The sequence below is a fragment of the Cognaticolwellia beringensis genome, assembly GCF_002076895.1.
GTDB lineage: Bacteria > Pseudomonadota > Gammaproteobacteria > Enterobacterales > Alteromonadaceae > Cognaticolwellia > Cognaticolwellia beringensis.
The window spans coordinates 1,879,102-1,903,030 of the sequence record NZ_CP020465.1 but is presented as its reverse complement, the minus strand read 5'-3'; the positions used below and the strand labels follow the sequence as shown (position 1 = coordinate 1,903,030).

22 protein-coding genes are annotated in these 23,929 nt (G+C 39.0%); 14 read left to right on the top strand and 8 right to left on the bottom strand.

Annotated features, from left to right (window positions below; all coding sequences use genetic code 11):
- The first annotated feature begins 16 nt into the window (after positions 1-16).
- On the top strand, positions 17-2,653 hold the full coding sequence (locus B5D82_RS08090; protein ID WP_081150621.1) for a PKD domain-containing protein: 2,637 nt from the start codon (positions 17-19) through the stop codon (positions 2,651-2,653).
- A gap of 414 nt (positions 2,654-3,067) precedes the next feature.
- Here the strand turns inward: B5D82_RS08090 and tusA are convergent, their stop codons facing one another.
- On the bottom strand, positions 3,068-3,316 hold the full coding sequence (gene tusA / locus B5D82_RS08085; protein ID WP_081150619.1) for a sulfurtransferase TusA: 249 nt from the start codon (positions 3,314-3,316) through the stop codon (positions 3,068-3,070).
- Positions 3,317-3,548: 232 nt separating this feature from the next.
- Between tusA and B5D82_RS08080 the strand changes: the two genes are divergently transcribed.
- From B5D82_RS08080 to B5D82_RS08065, 4 genes are all read left to right on the top strand, one after another.
- Positions 3,549-5,468, top strand: coding sequence for a transglycosylase SLT domain-containing protein (locus B5D82_RS08080; RefSeq protein WP_081150617.1), 1,920 nt, complete (start codon positions 3,549-3,551; stop codon positions 5,466-5,468).
- Between the two features lie 73 nt (positions 5,469-5,541).
- Positions 5,542-6,861: a Xaa-Pro dipeptidase gene (gene pepQ / locus B5D82_RS08075; protein WP_081150615.1), complete on the top strand. Its 1,320-nt coding sequence runs from the start codon at positions 5,542-5,544 to the stop codon at positions 6,859-6,861.
- 9 nt (positions 6,862-6,870) lie between these two features.
- A complete protein-coding gene (locus tag B5D82_RS08070) occupies positions 6,871-7,494 on the top strand; it encodes a YigZ family protein (protein WP_081150613.1) in 624 nt (207 codons plus the stop codon).
- Between the two features lie 9 nt (positions 7,495-7,503).
- The gene (locus B5D82_RS08065) at positions 7,504-8,970 is read left to right on the top strand and encodes a TrkH family potassium uptake protein (protein WP_081150611.1); all 1,467 of its coding nucleotides are present in this window, start codon (positions 7,504-7,506) and stop codon (positions 8,968-8,970) included.
- Between the two features lie 37 nt (positions 8,971-9,007).
- On the opposite strand, the gene trkA is transcribed toward B5D82_RS08065, so the two are convergent.
- The 4 genes from trkA to def are packed head-to-tail and all read right to left on the bottom strand — an operon-like array spanning position 9,008 to position 13,286.
- Positions 9,008-10,387 carry a Trk system potassium transporter TrkA gene (gene trkA, locus B5D82_RS08060; RefSeq protein ID WP_081150609.1) on the bottom strand — a complete coding sequence of 460 codons (1,380 nt, stop codon included), beginning with the start codon at positions 10,385-10,387 and terminating at the stop codon, positions 9,008-9,010.
- Positions 10,388-10,399: 12 nt separating this feature from the next.
- Positions 10,400-11,716, bottom strand: a complete 1,317-nt coding sequence (gene rsmB, locus B5D82_RS08055) for a 16S rRNA (cytosine(967)-C(5))-methyltransferase RsmB (protein WP_081150608.1) — start codon at positions 11,714-11,716, stop codon at positions 10,400-10,402.
- Positions 11,717-11,718: 2 nt separating this feature from the next.
- On the bottom strand, positions 11,719-12,720 hold the full coding sequence (gene fmt / locus B5D82_RS08050; protein WP_081150606.1) for a methionyl-tRNA formyltransferase: 1,002 nt from the start codon (positions 12,718-12,720) through the stop codon (positions 11,719-11,721).
- A gap of 50 nt (positions 12,721-12,770) precedes the next feature.
- The gene (gene def, locus B5D82_RS08045; RefSeq protein ID WP_081150604.1) at positions 12,771-13,286 is read right to left on the bottom strand and encodes a peptide deformylase; all 516 of its coding nucleotides are present in this window, start codon (positions 13,284-13,286) and stop codon (positions 12,771-12,773) included.
- Positions 13,287-13,403: 117 nt separating this feature from the next.
- Between def and B5D82_RS08040 the strand changes: the two genes are divergently transcribed.
- The 4 genes from B5D82_RS08040 to B5D82_RS08025 all read left to right on the top strand — a co-directional run bounded on the left by B5D82_RS08040 (position 13,404) and on the right by B5D82_RS08025 (position 16,809).
- Positions 13,404-14,492, top strand: a complete 1,089-nt coding sequence (locus tag B5D82_RS08040; RefSeq protein ID WP_081150602.1) for a LysM peptidoglycan-binding domain-containing protein — start codon at positions 13,404-13,406, stop codon at positions 14,490-14,492.
- A 32-nt stretch (positions 14,493-14,524) separates the two neighbouring features.
- Positions 14,525-15,664 carry a DNA-processing protein DprA gene (gene dprA, locus B5D82_RS08035; protein WP_245807587.1) on the top strand — a complete coding sequence of 380 codons (1,140 nt, stop codon included), beginning with the start codon at positions 14,525-14,527 and terminating at the stop codon, positions 15,662-15,664.
- A gap of 2 nt (positions 15,665-15,666) precedes the next feature.
- Positions 15,667-16,140 (top strand): DUF494 family protein, encoded by a 474-nt coding sequence (locus B5D82_RS08030; RefSeq protein WP_081150600.1) that lies wholly within the window; start codon positions 15,667-15,669, stop codon positions 16,138-16,140.
- 93 nt (positions 16,141-16,233) lie between these two features.
- The gene (locus B5D82_RS08025; RefSeq protein WP_081150598.1) at positions 16,234-16,809 is read left to right on the top strand and encodes a DNA topoisomerase family protein; all 576 of its coding nucleotides are present in this window, start codon (positions 16,234-16,236) and stop codon (positions 16,807-16,809) included.
- 55 nt (positions 16,810-16,864) lie between these two features.
- Here B5D82_RS08025 and B5D82_RS08020 read toward each other — a convergent pair whose 3' ends face one another.
- Both B5D82_RS08020 and purE read right to left on the bottom strand, forming a co-directional pair.
- Positions 16,865-18,019 carry a 5-(carboxyamino)imidazole ribonucleotide synthase gene (locus tag B5D82_RS08020; protein WP_081150596.1) on the bottom strand — a complete coding sequence of 385 codons (1,155 nt, stop codon included), beginning with the start codon at positions 18,017-18,019 and terminating at the stop codon, positions 16,865-16,867.
- 10 nt (positions 18,020-18,029) lie between these two features.
- Complete coding sequence (gene purE, locus B5D82_RS08015; RefSeq protein ID WP_081150594.1) at positions 18,030-18,512, bottom strand: 5-(carboxyamino)imidazole ribonucleotide mutase; 483 nt, start codon at positions 18,510-18,512, stop codon at positions 18,030-18,032.
- Positions 18,513-18,832: 320 nt separating this feature from the next.
- On the opposite strand from purE, the gene B5D82_RS08010 reads away from it, so the two are divergent.
- The 5 genes from B5D82_RS08010 to B5D82_RS07990 all read left to right on the top strand — a co-directional run bounded on the left by B5D82_RS08010 (position 18,833) and on the right by B5D82_RS07990 (position 23,292).
- The gene (locus B5D82_RS08010) at positions 18,833-20,464 is read left to right on the top strand and encodes an acyl-CoA synthetase (RefSeq protein WP_081150592.1); all 1,632 of its coding nucleotides are present in this window, start codon (positions 18,833-18,835) and stop codon (positions 20,462-20,464) included.
- A 145-nt stretch (positions 20,465-20,609) separates the two neighbouring features.
- On the top strand, positions 20,610-21,155 hold the full coding sequence (gene tsaC, locus B5D82_RS08005; protein WP_081150590.1) for an L-threonylcarbamoyladenylate synthase type 1 TsaC: 546 nt from the start codon (positions 20,610-20,612) through the stop codon (positions 21,153-21,155).
- Positions 21,152-22,057 (top strand): oxygen-dependent coproporphyrinogen oxidase, encoded by a 906-nt coding sequence (gene hemF, locus B5D82_RS08000; protein WP_081150588.1) that lies wholly within the window; start codon positions 21,152-21,154, stop codon positions 22,055-22,057. The genes tsaC and hemF overlap by 4 nt, the downstream gene beginning before the upstream one ends.
- Before the next feature lie 168 nt (positions 22,058-22,225).
- Positions 22,226-23,038, top strand: a complete 813-nt coding sequence (gene aroE, locus B5D82_RS07995; RefSeq protein ID WP_081150586.1) for a shikimate dehydrogenase — start codon at positions 22,226-22,228, stop codon at positions 23,036-23,038.
- A 20-nt stretch (positions 23,039-23,058) separates the two neighbouring features.
- Positions 23,059-23,292 carry a hypothetical protein gene (locus tag B5D82_RS07990; protein WP_081150584.1) on the top strand — a complete coding sequence of 78 codons (234 nt, stop codon included), beginning with the start codon at positions 23,059-23,061 and terminating at the stop codon, positions 23,290-23,292.
- A gap of 13 nt (positions 23,293-23,305) precedes the next feature.
- Here B5D82_RS07990 and B5D82_RS07985 read toward each other — a convergent pair whose 3' ends face one another.
- Entirely contained in the window at positions 23,306-23,848 is a 543-nt protein-coding gene (locus B5D82_RS07985; RefSeq protein ID WP_081150582.1) for a gamma carbonic anhydrase family protein, read from the bottom strand.
- Between the last annotated feature and the right edge of the window lie 81 nt (positions 23,849-23,929).

Here is a 23,929-nt window from a genome sequence, read left to right as displayed (position 1 = left end):
ATTAGGAGTAAGTTACTTGAAAAAATGTAATTTAAAGTTTTTTTCACAAGTTATATTCACGCTATTTTTATCTGCATGCGGAGGAGGTGGTTCAACTCCAACGGACACCACTCCAAATAAGTCACCGATAGTAAACGCAGGTGGAGACTTAACAAAGGATGAAAATACTAATGTTACGTTAGCTGGAACTGCTATAGATACTGACGGTTCAATAGCAACATACAGCTGGATTCAAACATCAGGAACCGAAGTTAGTTTAACAAGTGCAGATACGGCTTTAACCTCGTTTATAGCCCCTGATATCAATGAAAGTGAAACGTTAACTTTCACTTTTACAGCTATTGATAACGATGGAGCAAGTAGCAGCGATACCATTTCTGTTAGTGTTATCAATATTAATAAGGCCCCGATAGTAAATGCAGGTGAAGATGTAAATGTTGCTGAAAACACAAGTGTTACATTAGCTGGAACAGCTACAGATACAGATGGCTCAATAGCAACATATACCTGGATTCAAGCATCAGGAACGGAAGTTAGTTTAACAACTAAAAATAAGGCTTCAACATCGTTTATAGCCCCAGATATAAATGAAAATGAAACATTAACTTTCATGTTAACGGCTACTGACAATGGTGGAGCAAGTTCCAGTGATGTCATTTCTGTTATTGTTACTAAAGTTAATAATCCCCCAATAGTAAACGCAGGCGAAGACTTGACGGTGGATGAAAGTACTAGTGTTACTTTAGCAGGAACTGCTACAGATACAGATGGCACAATTATAAAATATAGCTGGGCACAGACATCAGGTTCTGAAGTTAGTTTAACAAGTACAGATAAGGTTTCAAGCTCATTTATAGCACCTGAGAACAATGAGACTGAAGTGTTGACTTTTAGCTTAACGGTAACTGATAGTGACGGGGATACGGCATCAGATTCAATCAGTATTAAAGTGTTAAATATAGCTCCTGGAGTTTCAGGACAAATTACTTTTGAGAGAATAAAATACTGGGAACGCAAAGAAAGTGAAACTTCAACTTTATTCGGTTTAGATCCAGATAATTCAGAAAATCATCCAGCTAGGGCAATTGTTGTTAACCTTAAAGATTTTGAGAATAATACTCTGTCAACCACAATAACCGATGATAGCGGGAATTACTTATTTTCCTTGCTAGAAAGTGATAAAGACAAATGGTATTCAATCGAGGTGGTTTCTCAACTTGAACCTGACGGTAAATTTAACAATGGCTTTTCCATTTCTGTTAAAGACCCATCGACGGATGTTAATATAGAAAATCAAACAAGCTATATTTATGCAACAGAGCAGTTTCAATACGTAGATAAAAGACATTATCAGGACGTACTTCTTTCCGGAGGTTGGAATGGAGTCGACAAAAAATTTGAAGTAGGAAAGGTTGACGCACAGCCATTTGCAATTTTAGATAGTGTGTTTAAGGGGCTACGTTATTTAGAGTCTTTCGGGGTTGAATTTAACGAACCACTATCCCCACTGAACATAACCTGGACTATGGATGATTGGGATGACCTTGTGCTCGAGAATTTTTTTAATGCAGTTGATGAGGGTTACCTTTCTATATCTGCGCCATATAGCGAGCAAGTTATTATTCACCTTTTCACTCACTTCTTTGAAATTAAGGTTTTGGATCGTGGAGACACTCGGGGAGGTGGATATTCAGTAGGGCATATCGTTAATTTTTCTACAGCTTTTTCGGAAGGATTCGCAGCAGTAGCAATCCCTGCAGCTGTGCTTGATGACTGGAACCTTAAAGTTGCGAACAACAAGGCATATGATTCTAATTTGGAAATTGAACCTATCTATGAAATCGCGAAAGAAACGTATCGATTTGATAGTGTATCGAGCAGCACTGACCTAAATGGTAGGGAATACAACTATCAGAGGTATAAAGTTATTTCTCCGTACGAACATTCATCGGTAGCTTTATACATGCTTTCTTTCCTTTCTGATAGGCCAAGTACAGAACGCACGATTAACCTCTATAAAGAAATAGGCCCACAAGGCCTATTGCATGCTTTGAACAACATTTCCACTCAACCCGCGTTGTTATCTCTTTATAGTTTGTCCACTGAACTAAAAGTGTTATATCCTGATTTCAATGCAGAAATAAGTAATCTGGAGGAAAAACTCGCCTTTTCAGCAACAGATATGTGGGGTACAAATCGCACAGACGTAGATGATCAATTTAAAATGTATGCTTATAACAACGACCTGTTACCAAGCGAAACATACTTACCCATATACCAGTCAATGGCGTTAAATGATATTAGTACTCTTTGTTTCAATGGCGGGTTTGCACCCAACAACCAATACCGCCCTGGTACGATTAGGCATGCTAAGTTTACAGCCTTGAATGATGTAACGTATGTTATAAACATAGATAAGGCAGTTGATATAAAAGGGGACTTCCACTTTTATTCTATTGTGATTAAGGAAAATGGTAATGATATTCCGGGCATTGTTATTCTGTATAGTAACAGCGGAAGCAGAATAGAATTTGCAGCAACTGCAGGGCAAACCTATGTCATTCAAGTTTATGGTAATAACTATTCGCAGAAAGTATTTAATATTAATGAAACCATCTGCACAGACATAAAAATAGCAACTAGCATTAATTGATATTTTGGAGACTAGTCCGCTTAGAATATTGAGCGAGCTAGTCACTCTTATAATTGCAACGCTTTCACAAATATTAATACTGTATGAAACGAAATGTGCTTATTCATTTGTCAAATATCATTTCTAGAGACAGTGTCAATTCGAATAAATCATACCTACCATTACCGTAAATATTAAATACGTTTATCAAGTTACTGATATTAAAATTTATAACATGCCTTATAGTTAACAAAATTTTTATTTTTAGATAATAAAACCGTTAGCTAGTCCAATTTCATTCGAAATCGAATTTCATGTCTAGATTTTAAATGATGTTTTAGGGAATGTTTGAATGACAATTAACGACTACTTTTCATAAATAGATAAGGAAGTTAGCTTTGAGCTCTAGACAAATACTAATTAAACAAGTTTTTATCACAACCCTTTTTTAATAATATATTGAAAAGGCAATTGATCTACTTGCTGTTCAATAAGCTGATGTTCCATAAAGCGACAAAAACTAGGAATATCTCTTGCAGTAGAAGGGTCGTCTGCAATTACCAGTAGGGTTTCACCTAAAGCCATTTTACGAATTTGTAGACGTAACATCATCACAGGTTCAGGGCAGCGAAGCCCAATAGCATCTAATTTGTGGTCTGTGTTAAAGAAAGGGCTATCGGTCATACTTTGCTGAGCCTAGTTAGAAAATAGTATTTGGCGGCAATTTTAAAGCCTATTTAAAATGACGCAACTATAAATTTACTTTGCTTATTTCATTAATAAGTTGTTTTTAGCCTGAGCTTAATAATATCAAGACAAAATATCGGCAATTAAGCCAATAATTGTGCTGAATAGACTTGCTTTGTGATGTAAGGAGTGAATAATTGATCTACAGTTATTTTTCCAAGGTCATCAAATGCCGTCAGGTTGCTTCCGATTTATCAAAACCATCATATTAGCTAGTCTATTTGCTAGTACTTCAACATTTGCAAATGATGAAAGCCTACAGCGAAAGACTTTTCTGCAAGCCGAAAAGCAAATTTGGAACGATAGCTCTGCCACGTATCAAAATTTATATAACCAACTGCACTATTACCCGCTACAACCTTATTTAGATCAAAAGCGCTTAATGGCCAAAATGAAGTTGTCTTCGGCGTCTGAGATCAGTGACTTCCTAACAAAATATGAAGGTACACCGCTTGATTGGCCATTAAGAAAAAAATGGTTAACTTATCTAGCCAAGCGCAATAAGCCAGTACTTTTCCAGACTTTTTTCAAACCAACGAGCAATGTCGAGCTAACGTGCCAATATTATAGTTTTGAATTGCAAACCGGTGTAGCGCCAACGAGAGTTTTACCGAAAGTTAGCTCGCTTTGGATGGTGGGTAAGTCACAACCTAAAGTATGTGATCCCTTGTTTAAAAAATGGCAACAAGCGGGTTACCGTACCAATGATATGATTTGGCAACGTATTGTTTTATCGGCTGATGGAGGCAAGCATAGCTTAATCCCATATTTAACTAAGTTATTACCTGAAAATGAGCAGGCTATGGCTAAGCTATGGCATAAGGTACGTCGCGATCCTGCATACATCAGTAAATTGTCTAGATTTAGTCATAAAACAGAACGTGAAGCTGAGATAGTCACTTATGGATTAAAGCGTCTTATATGGCGCTCACCTGAACAAGCACTTGATACTTATGCTTTAGCGAAATCGCTATTGCCCTTTACTAAGCAACAACAGCAACAAATTACCCTTAAGTTCGCCTTGGCGTTAGCCAGTAAAAACCATGCTGATGCTGCTAATTGGCTAGAGCAAGTTGATGAAAATTTATTCAGTAGTAACTTAACGCAATGGTATATAACCGATGCGCTGCGTGATCAAAATTGGCAGCACATAAAAGATAAGCTATTAAAATTACCAAAAACAGTGCAGCAGAGTTTACAGTGGCGTTATTGGTATAGCAGAAGTTTATTGGCTACCGATGATCTAGTACAAGGGACTAAGCTGTTAAATGAACTTGCGCAAAGTCGGCATTACTATGGTTTTTTAGCCGCTAGTTACTTAAATAAAGCCTCTAATTTTCAAAATATGCCACTTGTTGTCAGTGCTGATGAAAAAGCTTTGATTGTTAAAAGTCCGGAAGCAAAAAGAGCGTTTGAACTTTTTGCCATTGGCCGGTTTCATCACGCTCGCTTAGAGTGGAATTACTGGCTGTCAAAATTAAACAAACGCGAAAAGTTAGTCGCCTCTAAAGTCGCTAATGAAATGCAATGGTTTGACCGAGCAATCTTTACCTTAGCGAAAGTTGGTTATCTTAATGATGTAAATTTACGTTTTCCGCTTGGTTTTGAAACCGACATTAAACACTATTCAGGTAATGAAAAAATTAATCCGGCATGGGCGTTTGCCATTGCGCGACGTGAAAGCTCGTTTATGTCTGATGCGAACTCGCCAGCAGGTGCTAAAGGCTTAATGCAAATAATGCCAGGTACGGCAAAACAACTTGCTCGTAAAAAAGTCTCTAATCAATATTTATTTAAAGCTAAAAATAATATCAAATTAGGCACGAAATATTTACGGGACTTACTCGACAAACATGACGGTAATCAGGTGCTAGCTACTGCAGCATATAACGCAGGACCTTATCGAGTAAAAAGTTGGTTAAAAGACGCAGAGCCTTTACCAGCAGACGTTTGGATAGAAACAATACCGTTTAAAGAAACCCGAGAATACGTTAAAAGTGTTTTAGCTTATCAGCAAATTTATCAACACAAAGTAGGGCAGACAGGGTCTTTATTTGACCAAATTATCGCGATGAACATAAACGAGTAGCATCGAGCTAAGCATTATAATATTGCGTTAAACACGGTATAATTAAAATCAAAGAAATTTAGAGAGTTACCAGATGAATATACTAGCAAGCCAATACCCAGCTCACGTTGCTGAGTTACAAAAACGCACTAAAGCCGTATTGAAGAGAGAAAATCTTGAAGGTTTAGTTATTCATTCTGGTCAAGAAATTAAAGCGTTCTTAGACGATAACAGCTATCCATTTCGTGTTAACCCTCACTTTAAAGCTTGGCTGCCCTTAGTTGATGTTGCCAATTGCTGGTTACTAGTAAATGGCACAGATAAACCAACATTAATTTATTATCAGCCGGTTGATTTTTGGCATAAAGTTATTGGCTTAGCGGATGATTATTGGAATGATTTTTTCGATATTAAGATTTTAGCTAAAGCGAGTGAAGTCGATAAGTTACTACCTTATGATAAAAAAGCCTTTGCTTATATTGGTGCACATATTGAAGTCGCTAAAGCATTAGGGTTTGAGCATATTAATCCTGAGCCGTTGATTAACTATCTCCACTTCCATCGTGCCTATAAAACCTCATACGAACAAGAATGTATGCGCCGTTCTAGTGCCATTGCGGTTAAGGGACATAAAGCAGCAAAGGCTGCCTTTTTTGATGGTGCCTCAGAATATGATATTCAGCACGCATATTTAAAAGCTACACAGCATGTTGAAAGCGAAACACCCTACGGTAATATTGTTGCGCTAAATGAAAACACGGCAATTTTACATTACACCGCTTTAGATCGTGGTGTACCACAAGCCCACCGTTCTTTTTTGCTTGATGCAGGCGCTAATTTTAATGGTTATGCATCAGATATCACACGTACTTACTCTTTTAAACGTGATCGCTTTGCTGAGTTAATTGCTCGCATGGATAGTTTAATGCTAAATGCCGTCGATGCTTTAAAACCTGGGCTTAGTTATGTTGATCTACATATTGCAACATATCGCGAAATTGGTAAGGTCTTAAAAGAGTTTAACTATATCAATGTTGATGTAGACACGGCTGTGGAAACTGGCATTATTTCGACCTTCTTCCCACATGGCTTAGGGCATCATCTAGGTTTACAAGTTCATGATGTTGGCGGTTTTATGGCAGACGAACGTGGCACTCATGTTAATAGTCCAGAAGCCCATGCTTTTTTACGTGCCTCGCGTGTAATCGAAACTAATCAGGTTTTTACTGTTGAGCCGGGTTTATACTTTATCGACTCATTACTTGCTGATTTGAAGCAATCTGCTCATGGCAAAATGGTGAATTGGCAGGAAGTTGATGCTATGCGTCCATTTGGCGGTATCAGAATAGAAGATAATATTATTGTGCACCAATCACACAATGAAAATATGACGCGTGATTTTGACTTAAACTAAGTTATATAAGTGTCTAAACCATACCAAATAGCGGCACAAGAGATTGTTGATGAAACAATAGTCACGCGCAGCCGCTTTATTTGCTACCTTCAACCTTGTGCTAGTGCAGCAGAAGCTAAAGCTTTTATTAAAAGCTTACAAGTACTGCATCCACAGGCTAACCACCACTGTTATGCTTTTATTGCCGGTCGACCTGAGAACAGCCAATTATATGGCTTTTCTGATGATGGCGAGCCATCAGGCACGGCTGGTAAGCCTATGCTAACGATGTTGATGGGCAGTAATATCGGTGAAATTTGTGCCGTTGTTGTGCGATATTTTGGGGGAACCAAGCTTGGACCCGGCGGATTGCAACGAGCTTATGGTGGTAGTGTAAAGCAAGCATTGGCGATTTTACCGACAAAACTGAAAATTCCTATGGTACGCAAAACACTAGCGTGTCAATATACACAAGTGAATGATGTTTTGTATTTTATTGGTCAAATTGGTGGTGAAATTATCCAGCAAGACTACAATGAAAACGTGGTTCTTACTCTCGCATTACCTGATGAAAAACTTGATCTTTTCCAACAGCAAATACAAACAATGTCTGCTGGGCAGTTAACGCTTCAACCTATAACTAACAAGCAATAATATACTACTGTGCAATTTAAAAATATCATCCGAATACTAGGGTTATTAGTCGCTTTACTGAGCGTAACTATGCTGCCGCCTGCTTTTATATCTCTGCTCTATCGAGATGGTGGTGGTGTCTCATTTTTAATGTCATTTATTTTTTGTTTAGTTGCTGGTTTGCTCTTTTGGTATCCTTACCGTGCCGAAAAAAGTGATTTAAGAGCGCGAGAAGGCTTTTTAATTGTCGTACTTTTTTGGGCTGTTTTGGCGAGCTTTTCCGCGGTGCCATTCTTGTTATTAGATCAGCCTAACCTTTCCGTTGCTGATGCCTTCTTTGAAGCTTTTTCTGGCCTCACCACCACCGGCGCAACCATATTAACCAAGATTGACGGCCTACCACACGCGGTGCTTTGGTATCGCCAGCAACTGCAATGGTTAGGTGGTATGGGGATTATTGTATTGGCGGTGGCTATTTTACCTATGTTGGGTATCGGTGGCATGCAGTTATACCGTGCTGAAACTCCTGGTCCTGTGAAAGATTCAAAAATGACCCCACGCATTGCTGATACCGCGAAGCATTTATGGTTAATCTATGTGACATTAACCATTGCCTGCGCGATGAGTTATTGGGCAGCGGGAATGAATTTATTTGACGCTATTTGTCACTCATTTTCTACTATCGCTATTGGTGGTTTCTCAACACATGATTTAAGCATGGGCTATTTTGATAGCCCTTTAATTAACTTTATTTGTGTGTTTTTCTTACTGGTTGCTGGCGTAAACTTTGCGCTGCATTTTGCGGTGGTTAATAGTCGTTCGTTACGTAGCTATTTTTATGATTCAGAATTTAAAGCATTTTTGAGTATTCAATTAGTACTCATTTTAGTGTGCTTTATTGTGCTGACGAGCTTTAATGTTTACCAATCAGGTTTTGATAATTTCGAACAGGCGCTTTTCCATGCTGTGTCAATTAGTACTACAGCAGGCTTTGCGGCAACATCTTCAGGCGAAGTGACATTTTCTAACTGGCCGACGTTATTACCTATTTTACTGATTTTCTCTAGTTTTATTGGTGGTTGTGCAGGTAGTACCGGTGGTGGCATGAAAGTTATCCGGGTGTTACTGCTTTATTTACAAGGTGTACGTGAATTAAATAAGTTAGTACACCCGAAAGCGGTGTTTACCATTAAGTTAGGTAAAAAAGCTTTACCCAATAGGGTTGTAGAAGCCATTTGGGGCTTCTTTTCAGCTTATGCGGCTGTTTTTGTTATTTGTATGCTATTGCTATTAGCGGCAGGAATGGACGAATCTTCAGCATTTACTGCGGTTGCGGCATGTTTGAATAACCTTGGTCCTGGTTTAGGGCAGGTTGCGGCAAACTTTGCTGATATAAATGACTTTAGTAAGTGGGTTTTGATTGTGGCTATGTTATTTGGGCGCCTAGAGATTTTCACCTTGCTGGTATTATTCACACCAGCATTTTGGAAAACCTGATTGATATTTTCTTCATATTGCTAACAACAACGGTTGATTAGAAAAATGTTATTGCATCGAGTTGGAACAAGGTTTCAACGTCATTGATATAGCGCTTGTTCACTAAAAATAGCACAACATGGTCTTCTGCTTGTATTCTGGTGTCTGAATGGGCAATTAGCACTTCTTCATCGCGCACGATTGCACCAATGGTTGTACCGGGCGGCAATTTAATCTGTTGAATAGTTTTCCCCACTACTTTAGACGATTTTTCATCACCTTTAGCCACTATCTCTATCGCTTCAGCCGCGCCACCTCGTAAACTATAGACATTATCAATATTACCACGACGTACATGGGTTAATAATGCTGAAATGGTCGCGTGCTGCGGAGAAACAGCAATATCAATATTACTGCCATGCACTAAATCTATGTAAGCACTGCGCTGGATTAATACCATAGCTTTGCGCACACCTAAACGTTTAGCTAATAATGATGACATAATATTTGCTTCGTCATCATTCGTTACGGCAATAAATACGTCAAACTGATCAATATGTTCTTCCATCAGCAATTCTTGATCTGAAGAATCACCAGTAAATACTAACGTGTCGTTGAGCTCAGAGGCTAAATATGCTGCTCGTTTAGGAGAATGCTCAATTAATTTAACTTGATGATTTTTCTCTAATAAACGCGCTAATCCTGAACCAATATTACCACCACCAGCGATCATGATTTTTTTATAGGGTGCTTCTAACTTTTGCAGTTCATTCATTACCGCTCGAATATGAATAGATGCAGCAATAAAGAATACTTCGTCATCGGCTTCAATAACTGTTGTGCCCAATGGACGAATAGGTTTACCATTTCGATAAATTGCTGCCACCCGGGTATCAATATTAGGTATATGCTCACGCAATGTTGATAAGGCATGCCCAACCAATAAACCACCGTAATAAGCTTTAACCGCTACTAAACTTACTTTACCTTCAGCAAACTCTAAAACTTGTAGTGCGCCAGGGTAGTCAATGAGTCGAGCGATATCACGTGTCACTAACTGCTCAGGTGCAATGACATGATCAACAGGAATGTTTTTATTTTGAAAAAGTTCTTTTTGATATTTAAGAATTTTACTTGAGCGAATTCTTGCTATTTTATTCGCCGTATTAAATAAAGAGTAACAAATTTGGCAAGCAATCATGTTGGTTGCATCATCATTGGTTACAGCAACAACGAGCTCAGCATCTTCAGCGCCAGCTTGTTTTAGTACATCAGGATGAGACCCGTGACCAACAACAACGCGCAAATCCATTTTGTCTTGCAATTCACGTAAGGTTTCACTGTTGGTATCTATTAGCGTAATGTCGTTTTTTTCACCAACAAGGTTTTCTGCTAATGTTCCACCAACTTGCCCAGCACCAATAATTATAATTTTCATTTAAGATTGCTTTTATTGTTGTTTTTTAACCAATTTGGCGTAGTAAAAACCGTCCATCGAGTTTTCGTTGGTCAATATCTGCCAACCAATATCATTTGCATTGCTGGTTATCGATACATGTTCAGCATCAGAGTTTTCATCAACAAATCTTTGAACTTGCTCACTATTTTCTTCTGGTAATACACTGCATGTTGCATACAGCAAAGTACCACCGGGTTTCAGTAAAGACCATACATTTTTTAAGATATCTTGCTGTAAGTCAGTTAATACAGCAATGTCTTGGCTTTTACGTAACCATTTAATATCAGGGTGACGGCGAATTACACCGGTGCCAGAACATGGGGCATCAAGTAATATTCGATCAAAGAGTTGTCCATCCCACCATTTTTCAGGTGTGGCGGCATCACCGGCAATGACATTCGCTTGCAAATTTAAGCGCTGTAGATTTTCATGTACGCGCAACAATCGAGATTCTTCAATATCAAGTGCTGTCATCGCTTTAATTTTTGGACTGAATTCGAGTATATGGCAGGTTTTACCGCCAGGGGCAGCGCAGCAATCCAGTACATTGTCATCAGGCTGACAATCCAATAAAAGCGCAGCTTGTTGTGCTGCACCATCTTGAATTGATACCCAACCTAATTGAAACCCAGGTAGTTTGTTCACGTCGATGGCTTCAACTAATCGAATAGCCGATGATTTTTCATCAATATAGGCATGTTCAATTTCTGCATCAGCTAATAGCGTTAAGTATTGTTCAACACTGTTATGTAGCGTATTAACGCGCAACCACATGGGGGGTCTATCCATATTAGCGATGAGGATATCTTGCCAGCTATCAGGGTAGCCAGTTTGTAATTTCTTAATAAACCAAGAAGGGTGGTTAAATGCTATAGCGGCAGGGAGTTTGCTAATATCGGGCTGAATATTCTGCGCTACTAATTGTGCTTGCTGGCGTTGAAAATTTCTTAATACACCATTAATAACACCTTTCAAATGCTCGCACTTTAGGGGTTTGCAGGCAGAAACTGTTTCGTTAAATGCGGCGTGGTCTGGTATACGGGTATATTTAATTTGATAAACCCCAACCAATAATAAAAAGTGACCAACGCGTTGTTTACCGATAAATGGCTTTTTAATGAAATCACGAACATCATTTTCAAGTTCGGGTAGGTGCCTTAATACGCCATAGCAAAGTTCTTGTAGAAGGCCTTTATCTTTAATGTCTATTTTTGCGATTTGTTGTGGTAGTTCGTCTGACAAGCTACGACCTTTATCTACAACGGCAAAAGTACAGCGAGCAGCGAGTGCTCTAAGGTTAGCGGCCATAATTAAGTTAACTCTTGTTGAGGCATTATTCGCCCATTGATCGATTGGCCTTTGGCAAACCAATCAGCTTTGCCATTAAGTATGTCAGCTACTGCTAACGCTTTTTTGCCTGGAAGTTGTAATATTTCAAGCCGTAACGCATTCTCTGGCGTGGCAACCACAATACCTTGTTTGTCGCAGCTAATAATAGTGCCGGGGTTTTGATTATGCTCAAGTTCAATAACACTGGCTTGCCAAACTCGAATACGATGCTCATTACTGTTTTCATTAAAAGTAAATTGCGTGACTGGCCATGGAATATAAGCTCTGACTTTACGATCAAGTACAGAAGCAGGCTGTTGCCAGTTTAATTCTGCATCAGCTTTATCAAGCTTGGCCGCATGAGTTGCTTGCGCATTGTCTTGAGGCTGACGTTTATATTCGCCCGAAGCCATTAACGTTATTGTCGATAATAACGCTTTTGGGCCTAGCACAGCTAACTTGTCGTACAAACTTGCGCTAGTGTCTTTAGCGGTAATATCACAAGTTGCGGTAAAAATCATAGCTCCAGTATCTAGACCTTTATCCATTTGCATTATGGTCACGCCCGTTTGCGGATCACCTGCTTCTAAAGCTCGTTGAATCGGTGCCGCGCCGCGCCATTTAGGTAAAATGGAACCATGAACATTAATACAGCCTAGCCTAGGTGTTTCTAAAATAACGATTGGCAGCAATAAGCCATAAGCAACCACTACCATGACATCTGCCTGATAGCTCGCCATGGTTAACTGTGACTCTAACGTTTTAAAGTTTTCAGGCTGCTGTACAGGAATATTGTGAGCTAACGCTAATAGTTTAGTTGCACAGGCTGTGAGTTTTTTCCCACGGCCTGCGGGTTTGTCAGGCGGGCAATAAACCGCAACTATATTATGCTCTGATTGCAACAGTGCCGCCAAGTGTTGTGCGGCAAAGTCAGGGGTACCAGCAAAAATGATGTTTAATGGTTTAGTAACGGCGTTGGGCAAAGGTATTTCCAAAATGCAATTGAGTTAAATTGTTATTCGCACGAAAAAGTTTAAGCGTTTGCTTTATCTAAGCGCGCTTCTTTTTCTAATTTCTTTTTGATGCGTTGACGTTTAAGTGGAGATAAATAATCCACAAATAAAATGCCATCAAGATGATCAAGCTCATGCTGAATACAAATAGCCAATAGCTCTTCACCATTTAAGGTAAATTCTTTGCCATTTTCGTCAAGGGCCGTAACCGTAACATCAACACTACGGTCAACTTTGGCATAACAGCCAGGTACAGATAAACAACCTTCTTCATTAATAAGTGTGTCATCACTTTTGCGAGTGATAACAGGATTTATTAATACATAAGGGTGTTCTTTATTTTCTGAAACATCCATAACGACAATTCTTTGGTGAATATCAACTTGAGTAGCTGCCAAGCCGACACCATTTTCATCGTACATTGTTTCAAACATGTTACTGATAATAGTGCGAATTTCATCGTTAACTTCAGTTACAGGTTGTGCTTTTGTTCTTAATCTCTCATCAGGAAATCGTAATACAGGTAAAATAGCCATAATTTATCAAAAGAGTTCGCGAAAGTTCGCATAGAGTGTTATGTTTCAATTTTAGCCATTAATTATAATTAATCATAGTGGTTTAGGATAAAACCTACTAATAATAGGCAGATTAACATGCTAATAAGAATATTTTCGTTGGTACTCGGCGTTGTTATGTCAGTATCTTTACTGGCTGATGAGCTAACCATAAAGCCAGATGCTCCTAAATCTTACATCGTTAAGAAAGGAGATACCTTGTGGGATATATCAGGTATATTTCTCAAACAGCCTTGGTTGTGGCCTAAATTATGGCGCCTTAACCCTGAAATTAACAACCCGCATTTAATTTATCCGGGTGATGAACTACGTCTAGTTTTTGACGCGCAAGGCCAACCTATGTTGGTGAAAGGTAAGCCTGAACTTAAATGGTCACCTAAAGTGCGCAAGCAATTAAAAGATCAAAATCCGGTTAGTACATTACCTTTGAATACCATTGCACCTTATATTCGCTACGATAGTGTGAAAAGTTTAGCTGAGTTAGAGGACCTACCTAAAATAATTGGCAGTGATGGAGGTTATAAGTCAAGTATAGACGGCTTTAAAGTTTACATTAACAGTGATCTGATCGTTGGCCAAAGTTATGGCATATACCATAAAGGTGAAGCTATTGTTGACCCAGAAACCAATGAAAATTTAGGTTATAACATTAGACTTGTTGGTACCGGCAAAGCATCACAAAGTGGCGACATGAGTAAGAAACAGCCCAGTACTGTTTTTGTTGATGGTGCAAAACGTGAAATTCGCTCTGGTGCCTTTGTTATTCCAGTAAATGAAGGTCAAAAATATCCTTCAATATTTACTATGCGAGCTGCCGCACAAGAAACCAAAGGCCTTATCGTTAGCTCTGTAACTAAATTGCGTGAATTTGCTAAATTTGATGTAGTGATGATTAATAAAGGCAATAGCCAAGAGGTTCAAGTTGGCGATGTGTTAATGGTAAACAGAAAAAGCCCTGCTGTTGTCGAAACAGATGATGGTCCGCAATATACCGAAGACACTTCTCGTTGGAACAAATTAGCCAATAGCAACTATTCAGATTACGATATGCCGTCTGAAATTATCGGACAAGTAATGGTATTTAAAGTTTATGACAAGGTCAGTATGGCGTTAATTCTTCATTCTGAAAAACCATTACGTGTGCTTGATGGAGTTGCCGCACCGTAACCTTAGAGTTGGCCACTCTTAAGGAGAAGCAGGTGGCAAATAATATCAATAGCAGCGAAGAAAGGAATTTAACGTCTGCACATTACTGGCTAGCAGTGAAAGCAATTCCGCGACTGGCCAGTCATAAAAAAATAGCTTTAGTCGAAAAATATGGGCTAACCGCTCTATTTTCATCGACTACTGAATTAACTCAGTCAGGTTTAACAAGTCCGCAGCGGCTTGCTATTTCCTCACCTGACTGGGAATTTTTTTCGCAAATTATTTCTGATTCACATCTCTGCCAAAGTCAAATTTTGCCTTTTGATGACCCAGCATACCCTCAATTATTAAAAGAAATTTATGATCCACCGATAGTGCTTTTTGTGCGTGGGAATATCGATTTATTATCATTACCTAAAATGGCTATTGTGGGTAGCCGTAACGCCACTGTTTCAGGCCGAGAAATAGCCCATAAACTGGCCGGACAATTAACAGAAAAATTTGTTGTCACCAGCGGTATGGCATTAGGCATTGACGCACAAGCACATTTAGGTGCTTTACATAAGCAAGGTTATACCATCGCCGTAGTTGCTACAGGGCTAGATTTAACCTATCCAGCTCGACATAAAGAACTTCAAAAAAATATTATTGCAAATAACGGTCTAATTATTAGTGAATTTGCGCCAGGTGTTGCGCCTAAGCAAGGGCACTTCCCAAAACGAAATCGTTTGATCAGTGGTTTAAGTTTAGGTGTTGTGGTGGTTGAGGCGTCGTTGAAAAGTGGATCTTTGATCTCGGCGCGTTGTGCATTAGAGCAAGGTAGAGAAGTATTTGCCGTACCAAGTTCTATTTATAACGCGCAGGCGAAAGGTTGTCATTGGTTAATTAAACAAGGGGCTAAACTTGTTGAAGACACTGCCGATATAGTGGAAGAGTTCGAAGATATTGTAAAAGATAGTCTAAACTTAAATAGAAACAAAGAGAAAGATAATTCAACAGAAAAAAGTAATAAACAGGACTTGTGTAACGATCCAATGTTAGCTAGTGTGGGATATGAAATCACGCCAGTAGATTTAGTGGTTTCACGTAGTAAACTACCCATAGATGTAGTGCTAACTCGTTTAACAGTACTTGAGCTTAGAGGTCTGGTGTCTGCCGTGCCAGGGGGCTACCTTAAATTAAATAGGGGCTAGTTATGTTTGATATCTTGATGTATCTTTTTGAAAACTATATTCATAGTGAAGCCGAGGTCATGGTTGACCATGAACTACTCACGGATGAATTAACCCGTGCTGGTTTTCACCAAGATGAAATTTATAAAGCGCTTGCTTGGCTAGAGAAACTCGCCGCCTTGCAAGACACTGAGGCTTATCCTTATTTAACTCGGGTAGGTAATCAATCTATTCGAATTTATACCTCACAAGAAAGCCAAATTCTTGATGTAGAATGTCGCGGTTTTTTAATGTTTTTAGAGCAGGTTAATTTATTAGATTTTACCACCCGCGAAATGGTTATTGATCGAGTGATGGAACTAGATACTAAATTTTTCTGTATCGACGATTTAAAGTGGGTGGTGTTGATGGTGCTATTCAATGTACCCGGTAAAGAAAATGCCTACTCTCAAATGGAAGACCTGATTTTCGATGAGCAAGAAGGTCCTTTACACTAGTAAAGTTTATAACTATAACCTGCCCGAAAATTACGCTACAGTTCATCCGATAAAATATGGCATAATGGCCATCTAATTTTTTAGGTGTCTATTATGTCAAATCCGGAAAAACCATTATTTTCACGTCATGAGCATGCCTTAGAAAAAGCTAATGAAGTGTGTCCAGATTGCGGTGCGCAGCTTGTCATTAAACACAGTAAGTCAGGTTCTTTTTTTGGTTGTGTGACCTATCCTGATTGCCAACACACTCGTGCTGTTGTAGAACATGAACGCGTTGACGACAAAATATTAGTGGGTAGTGAATGCCCTGAATGCAGTAGTGAACTTGCCGTTAAACAAGGTCGCTATGGTATGTTTATTGGCTGTACAAACTATCCCGAATGCCACCACATTGTTGCACAAGATAATAATGAGCTCGAGCAACAAAACGTTACTTGCCCACATTGTAAAAAAGGTAATCTACAGTCAAAAGTGAGTCGTTTTGGTAAAACATTTTATTCTTGTGATCACTATCCAAAATGTAAATTTGTCGTTAATCATGAGCCAACTATTGGCGAATGTGAAAAGTGTGGTTTTGGCTTATTGTTGAAAAGACAAATGGCGGCAGGTGAAAAACTACAGTGTGCGTCTAAATCGTGTAGTCACTTTCAGAAAAGCTCATCCGTTTGATATAAAAAAACCAGCTATGAGCTGGTTTTTAGTAAAACATAGGCTTTAAGGTAATTTATGTTAGTTTGTTTTTGAAGACTTTAACATAAGGGGTAAGCTCTTCAAATGCAGCTTCAGGTAACATATCCGCTAATAGGCTTAATCGCGCAGCAAGTTGTTTTTCAGAATTACCCGAAACATTAATATGGCCCATTTTACGACCAGCGCGTTTGCTTTTTCCATACCAATGTAAAGTGGTACTTGCGACATTTAATATTTCATTAGGTACTTCATCTTCACCCAGTATATTGATCATGGCTGAAGGACGAATTAGCTCCGTACTACCAAGTGGTAAATCACATACCGCGCGTAAATGGTTTTCGAACTGGCAGGTATCAGCACCTTGCTGAGTCCAGTGACCAGAGTTGTGTACACGAGGAGCAATTTCATTCACCAGTAATTGTTCACCAATTTGAAAAAACTCAATCGCGAGTACACCAATGTAATTTAACTCTGTTGCGATGCTATCAAACACTTTCTTTGCTTGTGCTTGCAGGACTTCATCTACTTTCGTGGCAATCGAGACACTCAATACACCATTAGTGTGATGGTTTTCGGTTAACGGATAAACGACTGTATTACCTTGGCTATCACGAGCCCCTACTAAAGAGACTTCACGATCAAAAGGTACCATTTGTTCAGCAACAACAGCGTGTTTAACACCATGTTCACCACCATCAAAAAAAGCTTTAATATCAAGCCAAACGTCTTCCGCTTTCGCTTTATCTTTTAATCGCCACTGACCTTTACCGTCATAACCCGCCAAAGCACTTTTTAAAATTAGCGGGAAAGATAAGTTATTTAACGCTTGGTCAAAGTCTGCTTTTGTTTCGATAATTTTATGCTTAGCATTTGCTACATCACATTTTACTAATAGGTCTTTTTCTAATCTTCTATCGCCGCCAACTTTAATGGCTTGGCTTGACGGACGCAGTTTTCCAGACGCCTGACAAAGGGCAAGCGTTTGATGGTCAATATGCTCAAATTCAGCGGTGATAAAATCTGCGAACTCAATGCCTTGTGTTAAGTTACCAAAAGTCATGTTGGTTGAAAGTGGGTCAACTACATTGCCAGAGCCAACATCAAAAGCTCGTATATTGATATTTAATGGCTTAACAGCCAATGCCATCATACGAGCAAGTTGTCCTGCACCTAATACTAAAACATTCATCTAGCTAGCCTTATTCTGCAGGATTTGGATTATCAAGAATTGTTTGTGTCTGCTCTGTTCTAAATTTTTCAACAGCTGCTTGTACTGTAGGGTCGAAAGTACCAATAATCTGGGCAGCCAATAAACCGGCATTAGCTGCGCCTGCGGTCCCTATAGCTAACGTACCAACTGCAATACCTTTTGGCATTTGTACTATCGAAAGTAATGAGTCTTGGCCATTTAATGCTTTCGACTGAACAGGAACACCTAATACAGGTAAACTCGTGTAAGCGGCTGTCATACCAGGTAAATGTGCTGCTCCACCGGCACCACCAATAATAACAGTAATGCCTCTATCTCTAGCACTTTCTGCATATTCAGCAAGTAAATGCGGTGTTCTATGTGCTGAAACAACTTTTGTTTCATACGGAACATTAAATAGGTCTAACATTTCAGCAGCATGCTGCATGGTTGGCCAGTCTGATTTTGAACCCATGATAATCCCAACTTTCATACGCTTTGTGCCTTTTGATAATGTGATTTGAAACCTACGTTATAGCGAGCCGGACTGACTTAACGATTAGGTGAAATATAATTTGAGATTATAACGTGTTTATAAATATTCTGAAACGAGAAATCTGTCACCTTATCTTTTGAATGAATAATATTTTACTGAGATATAGACCAAAGGATAATTTTTTAATTTTATTTTTGGCGTATGATAATTTTTATTTAGAAACACGAATGTAGCTAAAATGTGATGTTATTAAAGCGGAACAGTCATTTAGTCCGTTTGTTATTAAAGATCACTGCGGCAAACAGCAGAGGAAGGTCATGAGTAATATATATAACCAAGGCTTGGATAAAGTCGCGGCGAATAGTCAGCCACTTACGCCAATTAACTTTTTAAATCGTACCGCCGATGTCTATCCAGACAAAGTTGCTATTATTCACGGCAAGCAACAGTTTACTTATCAGCAATACCGTAAAAATGTTCGTCGCTTGGCGTCGAGTCTTATTAAATTTGGTGTTAAGCCAGGACAAACGGTTAGTATTATGGCGGCTAACATTCCCCAATTTCTCGATGCACATTTCGCTGTACCACAAATTGGTGCGGTACTTAATGCCATTAATATACGCCTAGACGCTCAAAATATTGCTTTTATATTAGATCATGGTGAATGTGATGTGTTGTTAACCGATACGGCATTTTCAAGTGTGATCAAAGAAGCACTAGCTATTTCAACGCGCAAGCCTCTTATTATTGATATTGATGATGTTGAAGGACCTGGCGGTGAAAAAATTGGCACCATGGATTATCAAGAGTTATTAGCGCAAGGCGATGAAAACTTTTCACAATCTTTCGTGCAGGATGAATGGCAAGCCTTAGCATTAAATTATACTTCAGGCACTACCGGAAACCCTAAGGGAGTTGTGTATTCACATCGCGGTGCATACCTTAACGCCATAGGTCATAATTTTATTTGGCCAACCAATAATAAAACTAACTATCTTTGGACCTTACCCATGTTCCATTGCAATGGTTGGTGTTTTCCTTGGACCATAGTAGCGGTTGGAGGTACACAAGTTTGTTTGAGACAAGTAGAGGTAGAGGCTGTTGTTAATGCGATGATAGACCATAAAGTTACTCACTTTTGTGGGGCGCCTATCGTGCTTAATATGATTTTAAATGCAGATGAAAAATTACTGGCTAAGTTACCCAAAAATATTAAAGCGATGACAGCAGGTGCGCCACCGCCAGCGGCAGTGATTAAAGGCATTGAAAACCTTGGTATTGAAATTACACAAAGTTATGGCTTAACTGAAGTTTATGGCCCATGTGTGGTCAGCGAATGGAAAGATGAATGGAATGACAAAAGTGATGATGAACGAGCAGCGTTAAAAGCCCGTCAAGGTGTTCGTTACCCAACACAAGAAGAGGTTGATGTGCTTGACCCCAGCACGATGAAGCCTGTACCTGCAGATGGTGAAACCATGGGAGAAATAATGTTTCGTGGCAATACCACCATGAAAGGCTACTTGAAAAACGAAAAAACCACAGAAGAAGCTTTTGCTGATGGTTGGTTTCACTCAGGTGACTTAGCGGTTAAACACCCTGATGGTTATATTGAGATCCGCGACCGCTCTAAAGATATTATTATTTCGGGTGGTGAAAATATTTCATCAGTTGAAATAGAAGGTGTACTTTATATGCATCCTGCTATTTTAGAAGCCGCTGTTGTCGCTAAAAAAGATGAAAAATGGGGGGAAACACCCTGTGCTTTTGTCGGTTTAAAAAGCGGTCAAACCATAACAGAACATGAGGTTATACAACACTGCCGTGAGCATATGGCCGGCTTTAAAGTGCCAAAAACCATTGTGTTTAGTGAATTGCCTAAAACCTCAACCGGCAAAATACAGAAGTTTGTTTTACGTCAGAAGGTTAAAGCGTTATTTGAGTCGTAAGCAATAATCAACTGAAAATTTATCAATTTAGTGGTAAGTGTTTCAACAACACTTACCGTTTTTTATTTCTAGGCATGTAGTTTAAGCATAAAAAACGTATAATCCCCGTTAACTTATTTTTAATTAACTTGCATCATAAAACTCAATGACTACAGCATTAGAAACATATCAACAGGGAGGGATTTTAGCTTATCCGACCGAATCCGTATTTGGTTTAGGCTGTGATCCTGATAACAATGAGGCAATTGAAAAACTATTGTCTATAAAGTCACGGTCGGTCGATAAAGGCTTAATACTACTTGCTGGTAACTATTCTCAACTTTTACCCTATATAGATGACAGTAAAATTCCTCAAGATAAGCGCTTTGCAGTGTTATCACGCTGGCCTGACGGCATTACGCAACTAGTGGCTAAAAATGCAGACACGTCTAAGTTGTTGACTGGCCGTTTTGACACTATTGCTGTTCGTGTTACGAGTCAACCAGACGTAGTTGCACTTTGTCTAGCAACCAATAAACCCATTGTTTCTACCAGTGCTAACTTAAGTGGTAAACCCCCAGCAAAAACTTGGCAAGAAATTCCCACTGAACTCGCTGATAAAATTGATTTTATTATTAAAGGCAAAACCCTAGGCTTTGATCAGCCTTCTACTATTATTGATGCACTATCTGGAGATGTAATTCGCTCATGAGCACTATAAATATCGATGTTGTTGTAGAATTTTTAAAAGCGTTGCAAGATCAAATTTGTTCTGCGCTCGAAGCCGCTGACGGTAGTGGCAAATTTATTGAAGATAATTGGGTGCGCGCAGAAGGTGGTGGCGGTAGAACTCGCGTACTAACTAATGGTAGTGTTATTGAACAAGGTGGGGTGAATTTTTCTGTAGTTTCTGGAGATAAATTACCACCATCTGCAACAGCACATCGGCCAGAATTGGCGGGTCGAAAATGGCAAGCTTGTGGTGTTTCATTAGTTATTCACCCAAAAAACCCTTTTATTCCTACTTCTCATGCCAACGTAAGATTTTTTATTGCTGAAAAAGAAGGTGAAGCACCGGTATGGTGGTTTGGTGGCGGTTTTGACCTCACGCCATTTTATCCTTATAAAGAAGATGTTGTGCATTGGCATCAAACGGCAAAAGACATCTGCCAACCTTTTGGTGATGATGTGTATCCTGAATATAAAAAGTGGTGTGATGATTATTTTTACTTAAAGCATCGCAATGAAACACGGGGTGTGGGTGGGTTATTTTTTGATGATCTTAATAAATGGGATTTTGAACAATGCTTTGATTATATCAAAGCAGTAGGGACTGGCTTTATTGACGCTTACGTACCTTTAATGGAAAAGCGAAAAGATACACCGTTCGATGATAATAACCGTCAATTTCAATTATATCGTCGCGGCCGTTACGTTGAATTTAACTTAGTTTTTGACCGTGGTACCTTATTTGGTTTGCAATCAGGCGGCAGAACAGAATCAATTCTAATGTCGATGCCGCCACTGGTTCGTTGGGAGTATAACTTTCAAGCTGAACCTAATAGCGCTGAAGATAAACTGCAAGACTACTTAGTGCCACAAGAGTGGGTATAGACAACTGTCAGCTTGAGCCTAAAACCGACATTAAATACACACTATTTTGACGTAAATTATTAACCAGCCATAATTGCTATAAAAAGCAGTAACTCAGTTACTGCTTTTTTGTTTGCATTGTTTAACAACTACGTTAACCTAGAGCTAAATACTTAAACTAGTAACCTCATGGATCAATATCGCGTATTTGGTAATCCAATTGCCCAATCAAAATCTCCTTTTATACATCAGCAATTTGCTGCGCAATCAAAACAACTCATGAACTACCAAAGTGAATGGGTGGCATTAGATCAATTCGAAGTAACAGTACAAAAACTAATAGCAAACAAGGGTAAAGGCGCTAATGTTACCGCGCCATTTAAAGAACAAGCATTTGCACTTTGCGATAAACTAAGCGAAAGGGCTAAGCTTGCAGGCGCTGTTAACACCTTAATTTTTTCTCAAGGGAGTATTTATGGTGATACAACCGACGGTATTGGCCTGGTAAGTGACTTATTGCGTCATCAAGTACAACTGCAAAATAGTAAAATTTTATTACTAGGTGCTGGTGGTGCTGCAAAAGGTGTTGTGCAATCTCTATTGGAGCAATCCCCTAAATCGTTAACTATTGCTAATCGAACATTAATTAAAGCCCAAGCTATTGCTCAACAATATCCAAATGATGCTATTGAGGCGATTACTTTCGCTGATACTGAACAAATTACATTTGATATTATTATCAATGCGACTTCGGCGGGATTATCGGGCGATAGTTTACCAATATCTGATCAAACGATTAAATGCTCAAATACTTGTTACGACATGGTTTATGGCAAAGACCAAACCGCGTTCTTAAAGCAAGCGCAACAACTTGGCGTTGAACACATTATAGATGGTTTAGGCATGTTAGTCGGGCAGGCAGCAGCAAGCTTCCAGTTATGGACCGGCATTAACCCAGATGTCGAACCCGTACTTGAATCGTTAAGAGCACAATTAACATAACCAGTTAAGAGTATAAGCAGATGAACCAAGCTATTTTATTTAACGATGATTTACATTTTAATAAGCAGCATGATGCTTGGTCTTTTACGGGGCAGGTGTCAGGGCAGAAAATAACGATATATTTTCATTCTATGCAGTTAAAACAATTAGCGGAAATTGATAATTGCACTAAATATGATTTAGAAGAAGTAACAGAGCTCTGGCTCGAGAAAAACGAGCCAGAAGATAACGAAATACATATAGAAATGCGGTAGTCGGTATTGTTAACTATGTATCAGCCAAGTATTCCGCTTTTAATTCAACATAGTTTATCGCAGACTGTTTGAGAAAGTTTGCTTCACTTTCTTTTAACACTCTCGCTTGCTTTACAGGGTTACCTACATATAAATAACCGCTTTTCAGTGTCTTGTTAGGAGGCACTAAACTACCCGCACCGATAAAAACATCATCTTCAACAATAGCACCGTCCATAATAATAGCGCCCATACCGACTAAAATTCTATCGCCCAAAGCACAACCATGTAGCATACACTTGTGTCCAACAGTAACATCATCCCCTATAACTAGTGGGTTACCATCAGGGTTACTTGCGCTTTTTCGAGTGACATGTAAAACAGTACCATCTTGAATATTGGTTCTAGCACCAATGGTGATTTTGTTTACATCTCCTCTTGCAGCAACTAAAGGCCAAATACTCGTATCATCACCTAAGGTAATGTCACCCACGAGTACGGCAGTTTCATCTACATAAACAGCATTACCTAATATAGGCGTAATGCCACGATAGCTTCGAAAATTATTTTTATGCATAAATAAAAGATTTTAAAATGATTGATTCAGATATATTAGCAAAGATTAGCCATTAAATAGTGTTCTCCAGATAATAGTTTA

Excerpts from the sequence above, each read along its gene's own strand:
- aroE (WP_081150586.1), top strand. The coding sequence starts at position 22,226 with ATGGATCAATATCGCGTATTTGGTAATCCAATTGCCCAATCAAAATCT.
- B5D82_RS07990 (WP_081150584.1), top strand. The coding sequence starts at position 23,059 with ATGAACCAAGCTATTTTATTTAACGATGATTTACATTTTAATAAGCAG.
- pepQ (WP_081150615.1), top strand. The coding sequence starts at position 5,542 with ATGAATATACTAGCAAGCCAATACCCAGCTCACGTTGCTGAGTTACAA.
- hemF (WP_081150588.1), top strand. The coding sequence starts at position 21,152 with ATGAGCACTATAAATATCGATGTTGTTGTAGAATTTTTAAAAGCGTTG.
- def (WP_081150604.1), bottom strand. The coding sequence starts at position 13,286 with ATGGCTATTTTACCTGTATTACGATTTCCTGATGAGAGATTAAGAACA.
- B5D82_RS08040 (WP_081150602.1), top strand. The coding sequence starts at position 13,404 with ATGCTAATAAGAATATTTTCGTTGGTACTCGGCGTTGTTATGTCAGTA.
- tsaC (WP_081150590.1), top strand. The coding sequence starts at position 20,610 with ATGACTACAGCATTAGAAACATATCAACAGGGAGGGATTTTAGCTTAT.
- B5D82_RS08025 (WP_081150598.1), top strand. The coding sequence starts at position 16,234 with ATGTCAAATCCGGAAAAACCATTATTTTCACGTCATGAGCATGCCTTA.
- B5D82_RS08010 (WP_081150592.1), top strand. The coding sequence starts at position 18,833 with ATGAGTAATATATATAACCAAGGCTTGGATAAAGTCGCGGCGAATAGT.
- B5D82_RS07985 (WP_081150582.1), bottom strand. The coding sequence starts at position 23,848 with ATGCATAAAAATAATTTTCGAAGCTATCGTGGCATTACGCCTATATTA.
- B5D82_RS08020 (WP_081150596.1), bottom strand. The coding sequence starts at position 18,019 with ATGAATGTTTTAGTATTAGGTGCAGGACAACTTGCTCGTATGATGGCA.
- trkA (WP_081150609.1), bottom strand. The coding sequence starts at position 10,387 with ATGAAAATTATAATTATTGGTGCTGGGCAAGTTGGTGGAACATTAGCA.
- B5D82_RS08080 (WP_081150617.1), top strand. The coding sequence starts at position 3,549 with ATGCCGTCAGGTTGCTTCCGATTTATCAAAACCATCATATTAGCTAGT.
- tusA (WP_081150619.1), bottom strand. The coding sequence starts at position 3,316 with ATGACCGATAGCCCTTTCTTTAACACAGACCACAAATTAGATGCTATT.
- B5D82_RS08030 (WP_081150600.1), top strand. The coding sequence starts at position 15,667 with ATGTTTGATATCTTGATGTATCTTTTTGAAAACTATATTCATAGTGAA.
- purE (WP_081150594.1), bottom strand. The coding sequence starts at position 18,512 with ATGAAAGTTGGGATTATCATGGGTTCAAAATCAGACTGGCCAACCATG.
- rsmB (WP_081150608.1), bottom strand. The coding sequence starts at position 11,716 with ATGGCCGCTAACCTTAGAGCACTCGCTGCTCGCTGTACTTTTGCCGTT.